9 protein-coding genes and 1 rRNA gene are annotated in these 8,284 nt (G+C 68.7%); all 10 read left to right on the top strand.

From position 1 onward, the window contains the following. Window positions 1-88, top strand: a 5S ribosomal RNA gene (gene rrf, locus ACWEBX_RS35220); the annotation flags it as partial. A 67-nt stretch (window positions 89-155) separates the two neighbouring features. Beyond that, window positions 156-800, top strand: coding sequence for an HAD family hydrolase (locus ACWEBX_RS35215; protein WP_451888828.1), 645 nt, complete (start codon window positions 156-158; stop codon window positions 798-800). A gap of 134 nt (window positions 801-934) precedes the next feature. Further along, the gene (locus tag ACWEBX_RS35210; protein WP_451888827.1) at window positions 935-1,666 is read left to right on the top strand and encodes a VC0807 family protein; all 732 of its coding nucleotides are present in this window, start codon (window positions 935-937) and stop codon (window positions 1,664-1,666) included. A 162-nt stretch (window positions 1,667-1,828) separates the two neighbouring features. Beyond that, window positions 1,829-3,052, top strand: coding sequence for an MFS transporter (locus tag ACWEBX_RS35205; RefSeq protein WP_451888826.1), 1,224 nt, complete (start codon window positions 1,829-1,831; stop codon window positions 3,050-3,052). Continuing rightward, window positions 3,003-4,175, top strand: a complete 1,173-nt coding sequence (locus tag ACWEBX_RS35200; protein WP_451888825.1) for an acetoin utilization protein AcuC — start codon at window positions 3,003-3,005, stop codon at window positions 4,173-4,175. Before ACWEBX_RS35205 ends, ACWEBX_RS35200 begins: the two co-directional genes overlap by 50 nt. 76 nt (window positions 4,176-4,251) lie before the next feature. Next, window positions 4,252-5,067: a phosphatase gene (locus tag ACWEBX_RS35195; RefSeq protein WP_451888824.1), complete on the top strand. Its 816-nt coding sequence runs from the start codon at window positions 4,252-4,254 to the stop codon at window positions 5,065-5,067. A gap of 129 nt (window positions 5,068-5,196) precedes the next feature. Continuing rightward, window positions 5,197-5,406: a helix-turn-helix domain-containing protein gene (locus ACWEBX_RS35190; protein ID WP_093781815.1), complete on the top strand. Its 210-nt coding sequence runs from the start codon at window positions 5,197-5,199 to the stop codon at window positions 5,404-5,406. Window positions 5,407-5,548: 142 nt separating this feature from the next. Beyond that, a complete protein-coding gene (locus ACWEBX_RS35185; protein WP_003948845.1) occupies window positions 5,549-5,647 on the top strand; it encodes a 30S ribosomal protein bS22 in 99 nt (32 codons plus the stop codon). A gap of 444 nt (window positions 5,648-6,091) precedes the next feature. Beyond that, complete coding sequence (locus ACWEBX_RS35180; protein ID WP_451888823.1) at window positions 6,092-7,153, top strand: NAD-dependent epimerase/dehydratase family protein; 1,062 nt, start codon at window positions 6,092-6,094, stop codon at window positions 7,151-7,153. Between the two features lie 14 nt (window positions 7,154-7,167). Continuing rightward, window positions 7,168-8,217, top strand: a complete 1,050-nt coding sequence (locus tag ACWEBX_RS35175) for a lysophospholipid acyltransferase family protein (protein WP_451888822.1) — start codon at window positions 7,168-7,170, stop codon at window positions 8,215-8,217. The last annotated feature ends 67 nt before the right edge of the window (window positions 8,218-8,284 follow it).

Here is an 8,284-nt window from a genome sequence, read left to right as displayed (position 1 = left end):
CGGTTACATTCCGAACCCGGAAGCTAAGCCTCACAGCGCCGATGGTACTGCAGGGGGGACCCTGTGGGAGAGTAGGACGCCGCCGAACAAATTTTGAGAAAACCCCCGGACCGGGGATACCGGTCCGGGGGTTTTCTGCGTTTAGGGTCTTTGTTATGCGCTACGACCTGATTATTTTCGACAATGACGGTGTCCTCGTGGACAGCGAGTCGATCTCCAATACCCACTTGGCCGCCTACCTCACCGAACTCGGGCACCCCACCTCGTACGAGGACTCCCTGCGTGACTACATGGGCTCCGCGATGCACCGCATCCACGACCTGGTCCTGGAGCGCACCGGCCGGCGGCTGCCGGACGACTTCGACGACGTCTTCCACGCACGGGTCTTCGCCGCGTTCGAACGGGAGCTGAAGCCCGTTCCCGGGGCCGGCCAGGTACTGGAGAAGCTGGCCGCGGACGGAGTGCCGTACTGTGTGGCCTCCTCCGGGAGTCACGAGCGGATCCGGGTCGGACACCGGACGACGGGGCTCGACCGGTGGTTCGACGAGGACCGGATCTTCAGCTCGCAGGACGTCGGGAGGGGCAAGCCGGCCCCCGATCTGTTCCTCCACGCCGCCGAGCGCATGGGCGTACGGCCGGAGAGGTGCGCCGTCGTCGAGGACAGTCCCCTGGGCGTACAGGCGGCCAACGCGGCCGGGATGGACGTGTACGGGTTCACCGCCATGACACCGGCCGACCGGCTGACCGGCGCCACTCAACTCTTCGCCGACATGGGGGAGTTGGCTGACCTGCTGGTATGACGGTTCCCATCGGCGGGCGCTGACATTTGTCATGCCGAGCTCCGGACGATCGTTTCTGTCGGAGGGCGGGGTCCGACCGCGAAGCTGAGTACATCGAAACGGGACGTACACAGCTACGACGGAGGGACCCGATCATGAGCATCACCGCCACCGAGATCAGCACCGGAGAGACCACCAGCGCTGCCCGGACGGAGACGGCCACCACGCCGGAGACCGCCGGCCCGCGGCCGAGCTTCCTGCCGCTGATCGTGGACGTGGCCGTGCCCGTCGGGTCGTACTACCTGCTCAAGAACGGGTTCGGGATGAGCACGATGGCGGCGCTCGGCTGGAGCAGCGTCGTGCCGGCCGTGCGCACCGTGTGGAGCGTGGTGAAGGAGCGCAAGGCCAACGCCCTGGCCGGGCTGATCCTGTTCGTCAACGTGGTCGGGCTCGCGCTCAGCCTGGTCGCCGGTGACCCGCGGCTGATGCTGGCGAAGGACAGCGGGGTCAGCAGCGCGATCGGGATCGGTGTCCTCGTGTCCGTCAGGCTCGGGCGGCCGATGATGACGCAGGGGATGAAGCCGTTCCTCGTGAAGGGCGACGCGGCGCGGGCCGCGGCCTGGGACCGGCTGGCGGCGGGCTCCGAGGCGTTCCGGAAGGCCGAGCGGACGTTCTCGCTGGTATGGGGCACGGTCCTGCTCAGTGAGTGTGTCGCGCGGGTGGTGGGCGCCTACACACTGCCGATCGACACCATGGTCTGGCTCGGCACGGTCGTCATGGTCGCCTCGATGGTCCTCGCCTTCCTGCTCAGCGGCCGCTTCGCCGTCGTCCCGATGGAGAAGATGCTGGAGCACGAGGTCGCCGCAGAGTCCGGGAAGCAGAGCTGAACGGCTCCGCACGGAGGTCCCCGTGCCCCGCACGGCGGACCCGGACGGGTCCGCCGCGAGGACCTCGGCAGTCCCTCCCCACCCCCGCCCCCGAAGAGCTGAGCAAAATTCATCTTCGGCTTGATCTACCCACCGGTAAGCCGGGGCCCTACGCTCGCCGCCATGACAGATGTGCTGCGGCGCGGTAGGGCCTCTTTGGCGTTCAGCTTCTTCGCTCAGGGTGCCGCCTTCGCGCTGCTCGTGACGCGTATCCCGGCCATCCAGGACCGCTACGGGATCTCCGACGCCCTCCTGCCGGCGTTCCTGGCGGCCGTCCCGGTCCTCGCCGGGCTGGGCAGCGTCGCCACCGAGCATCTGGTCAAGCGCATACGCCCCAGCCACATTCTGCGATGGTCGCAGCCGGTCGTGCTGCTCGCCCTGCTCGGTGTCGGCGCCGGTGACCAGCTCGTCGAGGTGGCCGTCGCCCTCGCCGCCTTCGGCCTCGCGGTCGGCTGTCTCGACGCCTCGATGAACATGCTCGGGGTGAGTCTCCAGCGGTCGTACGGGCGCAGCATCATGCTCGGCTTCCATGCCGCGTACAGCCTGGGCGGGATCGTGGGCGCCTCGCTCGCGTGGGCCGGGGCGCACTGGCATCTGTCGCTCTTCGTGTCGTATCTGCCGGCCGTGCTGATGCTGCTGCCGCTCACCCTGGTGGGGAGCCGGTGGTACGTCGACGGGGGCGCGGACGCGGACGGGAAGGAGGACGCGCAGGCCGGTGCGGGCGCGGGTCCCCTCGTCTTCAAGCTCCTGCTGCCGCTGTGCCTGGTGATGACGTTCGCCTACATCGGGGACTCGACGGTCTCCAACTGGAGCGCGAAGTACCTCAAGGACGTGCTGGGCAGTTCGGAGCAGATGGCGACCGTTCCGTACAACGTCTACATGGTGATGACGCTGGTGGGACGGGCTGTCGGAGACCTCGGGGTGCGGCGGTTCGGGGCCGTGGCGGTGGTGCGGCTGGGCGCCGTGGTCGCCGCGCTCGGGTTCGGAGTCGTGGCCGTCGCGCCCGGGGCCGGGGTCGGCATGCTGGGGTTCACGCTGCTGGGGCTCGGGCTGTGCGTGATCGTGCCGCAGACCTTCGCGGCCGCCGGGAGACTGTTCCCGGGGGCGTCGGACACGGCGATCGCGCGGCTGAACATCTTCAACTACGTCGGGTTCCTGATCGGCTCCCCGTTGGTGGGCGCGCTGGGTGACGCGTGGAACTACCGCGGGGCCATGCTCGTACCGATGGTGCTGGTCCTGGCGACCCTGGGGTACGCCCGGTCGTTCGAAGCTCAACCGGACCGATACGGTGACGTGCATGAGCGGCCGCGCACAGCTGATGTGGGACGAGGCAGTAACGGGGTATGACTTCGGTCCGGACCATCCGATGGATCCGGTCCGGCTCCGGCTGACGAGGGGCCTCGTCGACGCCTTCGGGCTCGACCGGGACGTCGAGGTGGTCGCGGCGAAGCCCGCCGGTGATTCGACGCTGCGGCTGGTGCACCGCGAGGACTACGTGGCGGCCGTCAAGGCGGCTTCCGCGGATCCCGCGTCGGCCGACCCGTCGTACGGCCTCGGGACCATGGACGATCCCGCGTTCGCCGGGATGCACGAGGTGTCCGCGATGATCGCCGGGCAGTCCGTGGGGGCCGCGGAGGCCGTGTGGCGCGGTCAGGCGCTGCACGCGGTGAACTTCGCGGGCGGGCTGCATCACGCGATGCCCGGCGCCGCCTCCGGGTTCTGCGTCTACAACGACGCCGCTCTGGCCATCGCCCGGTTGCTCGAGCTGGGCGCCGAGCGGGTCGCGTACATCGATGTCGACGTGCATCACGGCGACGGTGTCCAGGCGGCCTTCTGGGAGGATCCGCGGGTCCTGACGATCTCGCTGCACGAGCATCCGCGGACGCTGTTCCCGCAGACCGGGTGGCCCGAGGAGACCGGGGCGGGCAGCGCGGAGGGCACGGCCGTGAATGTCGCGTTGCCGGCGGGCACCGGGGACGCGGGCTGGCTGCGGGCGTTCCACTCCGTGGTGCCCGAGCTGATCGCCGACTTCCGGCCGCAGGTGCTGGTCACCCAGCACGGCGCGGACACCCATTTCGAGGACCCGCTCGCGCATCTGGCCGTCTCGCTCGACGCGCAGCGGGCCGTGCAGGTCGCCTGTCACGACCTGGCGCACACGTACGCCGACGGGCGCTGGGTCGCGCTGGGGGGTGGCGGCTACGCGGTGGTGGAGGTCGTGCCGCGTTCGTGGACGCACCTCGTGGCGGTGGCGGCGGGCCGTCCCGTCGAGCCGGAGACGGTCGTGCCGGAGAGCTGGCGGCAGCAGGTCTTCTCCCGCACACGGCAGTTGGCGCCGATGCGGATGACGGACGGACGGTGGCCGGTGTCCTGGAAGGACTGGGAGTCGGGGTACGACCCGGCGGACCGCCTCGACCAGGCGATCGTGGCGACACGCAAGGCGGTGTTCCCGTTGCGGGGGATGCTCCCATAGGGATCATTAGCCCAACTGTGGGGCATATTCCGCATTGTGGGCATAGGGCATCGGCGGATGCGTCAGCATCGCTGACGTGTTGAGCACCGGAGCTTTGCGCGCACATCTGCTGGCCGCCCGGCTCGCCGGACCCGTGGCCACGTCGCGCGAGGAGAGCCTGCGCAGCTACCGGCTCTTCGCCGCCCGCGACCCCCGTCTGTTGCTCGGACTTGATCCCGAATGGTCGTGGCGCCAGCGGGATTTGATCGAGTTGATGGCCGACAAATGCGGAGTCTCGGCTGATCCATCAGACACTTCGGGGCATGATGTGATCGACCCGGAGCGGACCCTGGCGGCCCTCGACGCCTTCGCGGAACGGCTCGGCGAAGCCGCCCGACGCCGTCACCCCGTGCTTCTCGGTACGGGTCATCCGCACCGTCTGATCGATTTCTACGCCGCGCTCGCGGACGCCCTGTCGGCGGCGGGGTGTGCCGTCCTCACCCCCGCGCAGGGTAGCTCTATCGACATAACGACCCGGTTCGGCCTACGCACATACAACCTCGACTACGTACAAGGCGTCGCGCTGGTGCGCGAACCGGAGGTGGGGGACGCCGGTCGTGCGACCGGCGCACACACCCATTCACCCCTCCCGGTCAGGACCGTCCTGGCGGCCGCCGCCGAGGCCGGCGGGCCCCTCCCGGAACTGGTCATCGGAGACCACGGATGGGTCTGCGGGGCAGGTCAACTGGGGTTCGAGGCCATCGGTCTCGCCGATACGGACGATCCCGCGCTGTTCGTCGGAGAGGCAGAGGGACGGGTGTCCGTCGTCGTTCCGCTAGATGACGCTGTGCGGTCTGATTACTACCGACCGCTTACTCGCTATGTACTCAATCGAGCGTGTCTGTCACAGTAGGCGGCCGATGGCATCTCCTCTTCCCCACTCGCATCACCCGCCCCTACATTGGGGAGTGAGTGCGCAGCGACGAAGAGTCACCGGAAGGGGAAGCCGGTGGCCGTCGAGTGCGGAAGGTGCAGGTGTGAGATGGCTGCAGGCGAGAGGCCTCTGAACGAGGTTCAGTTCCTTACCGTGGCGGAAGTGGCCTCGGTAATGCGAGTGTCGAAGATGACCGTGTACCGCTTGGTGCACAGCGGTCATCTGCCGGCGATCCGGGTGGGGAGGTCCTTCCGGGTGCCGGAGCAAGCGGTTCACGAGTACCTCCGTGAGAGCTACGTGGGGGTGGAGACCGCCTGACGGCGTTCCGGGAGACCGTTCGCGATCTCCCGGAAACACCTCGATTACGACCTCAGCTCTCGGACGGGTAGGCTGGCCCCTCATAGGTCGTGTGGGCCCATGCAGCCCAGCACCGAGTAAAGAGAAGTGAGCGAGGGTAGTCGTGGGCTCTGTTATCAAGAAGCGGCGCAAGCGGATGGCGAAGAAGAAGCACCGCAAGCTGCTCAAGCGCACTCGCGTTCAGCGTCGCAACAAGAAGTAAGCGACGCGCGGAAACGCGTACTGTGGCCTCTCACCAGCGGTGGGAGGCCACAGGTGTATCCGGTCGGGAAAGGGCGCACGCCCGTCGGCCGCGGCCCTGGGGCGGCCGCAGGGGACTTCCGGCGCGACGGCGGCCGAGCCGACGTCCGGCGCGGTGGCGGCGGAACCGACGTCCGGCGCGGTGGCGGCAGAACCGACTTCCGGCCCGGTGGCGGCAGAACCGAAGAACCCCGAAAAGCCGCTCGACCGTCGAATGTCTTCGGCCATGCGGGCCCTGCGCGGCTGTGGGCCGAATGGCTGAGTCTGGTCGCCCGTCCATGACTGTCGTCACTTCGTGCATCGGGCGGTCATCACAGCGCAACATCGACCCGCTAAGTTGGCGCACACGGGGAACGCGGCAGGTACGAGCGGAGCTACGTCCAGTTCTGGAAGGAAGGCGCTGATCTTGGGGAAGGTCGTGCTCGTGACCGGGGTGGCCCGGCAGCTCGGGGGCCGGTTCGTACGACGGATCCAGCGTGACCCGCAGGTGGACCGGGTGATCGCCGTGGACGCGGTGCCGCCCGAGCACCACATCGGCGGCGCCGACTTCGTGCAGGCCGACATCCGGCAGCCCACCATCGCCCGGGTGCTCGCCGAGTACTCCGTCGACACGGTCGTCCACATGGACGTGACGGGCACGGCGCTGGCCTCCGGAAGCCGGACCACGGTCAAGGAGACCAACGTCATCGGCACCATGCAGCTCCTCGGTGCCTGCCAGAAGTCCCCGACGGTCAAGCGGCTCGTGGTGAAGTCCAGCACGAACGTCTACGGCTCCGCGCCGCGCGACCCCGCCGTCTTCACCGAGACCACCTCGCCCAAGTCGCTGCCCAGCGGCGGCTTCGCGAAGGACACCGTCGAGGTCGAGGGCTACGTACGCGGCTTCGCGCGCCGCAGGCCCGATGTCGCCGTGTGCGTGCTGCGGTTCGCCAACATCCTCGGACCGAGCGCGGATTCGCCGCTCGCCTCGTACTTCTCGCTGCCGGTGCTGCCGACGGTGTTCGGCTACGACCCGCGGCTCCAGTTCGTCCACGAGAGCGACGTCGTCGAGGTGCTGCGGATCGCCGCGCACGAGCCGCAGCGGGGCACGCTCAACAGCGGCACGTTCAACATCGCCGGGGACGGCGTCCTGCTGCTCTCGCAGTGCGCGCGACGGCTCGGGCGGCCCACTGTGCCCCTGTTGCTGCCGGCCCTGAGCTGGGCCGGCACGGCCGTGCGTACCCTGGGGGTGACGGACTTCTCGCCGGAGCAGTTGCGGCTGCTCACGCACGGCAGGGTCGTCTCGACGGTCCAGATGCGCGAAACCCTGGGCTATCAGCCGAAGTACACGACGGCGGAGACCTTCGCGGACTTCGCCCAGAGCAGGGGTCCCGGACTCCTGCCCCCGGAGGCCCTTGCGGGGGCTGTGGACAAGATCGCCGCACTGTCTCTTCCGGGCGGCGGCCACCCCCCGACGCAGAGCGCCAACTGAGGAGCGCATCAACGATGGCGGACGCCAAGGTCATTCCGTTCGACGACGACCGCTCACGCGGGGCTGCGGTGCAGCGCCCGGCGAGGCGCCGGGCCGCGGGGAGCCGGCGCAAGGGTGAGCCCGCGGTCGTACGCGAGGTCCAGCCCCTGCCCGGACGGGTCCTCCCGCAGGATGATGTTCCCGTGACGCAGGAGGAACAGCCGCCCCAGCAGGGCGGTACGGGTACGAGCCTGGAGCAGCGCATCGCGGGAGGCCTGTCCTTCCTGCGCCGCAGGCTCACCGGCGACTACGAGATCGACGAGTTCGGCTACGACCAGGAGCTGACCGACCAGGTCCTGATGTCCCTGATCCGGCCGGTGTACGAGAAGTACTTCCGCGTCGAGGTGAAGGGCGTCGAGAACATCCCGTCCGACGGTGGCGCCCTGATCGTCGCCAACCACTCGGGCACCCTTCCGCTGGACGGCCTGATGATGCAGGTCGCCGTCCACGACAACCATCCCGCGAAGCGTCATCTGCGGCTGCTCGCCGCCGACCTGGTGTTCATGTTGCCGGTCGTCAACGAACTGGCCCGCAAGGCCGGTCACACCCTGGCCTGTTCGGAGGACGCCGAACGGCTGCTGGAGCGCGGTGAACTGGTCGGGGTGATGCCGGAAGGCTTCAAGGGCATCGGCAAGCCGTTCAGCGAGCGCTACAAGCTCCAGCGGTTCGGCCGGGGCGGTTTCGTCTCGACGGCACTGCGCGCGGGCACCCCGATCATTCCGTGCTCGATCGTCGGGGCGGAGGAGATCTACCCGATGATCGGCAACGCGAAGACCCTCGCGCGGCTGCTGGGATTCCCGTACTTCCCGATCACGCCGACCTTCCCGTGGCTGGGCCCGCTCGGCGCGATCCCGCTGCCCACCAAGTGGACGATCCAGTTCGGCGAGCCGATCCGCACGGACGGTTATCCGCCGGAGGCGGCCGACGACCCGATGCTGATGTTCAACCTGACCGACCAGGTCAGGGAGCAGATCCAGCACACCCTGTACAAGCTGCTGGTGCAGCGCAGGTCCGTTTTCTTCTGATCATGCAAATACGATTCTGTTGATCATGTCCTGATATGCCGGTACGTCGATGGGGGCGCCCTTCCCG

Source organism: Streptomyces sp. NPDC005070 (assembly GCF_053600395.1).
This window is presented reverse-complemented; position numbering and strand designations above follow the sequence as displayed.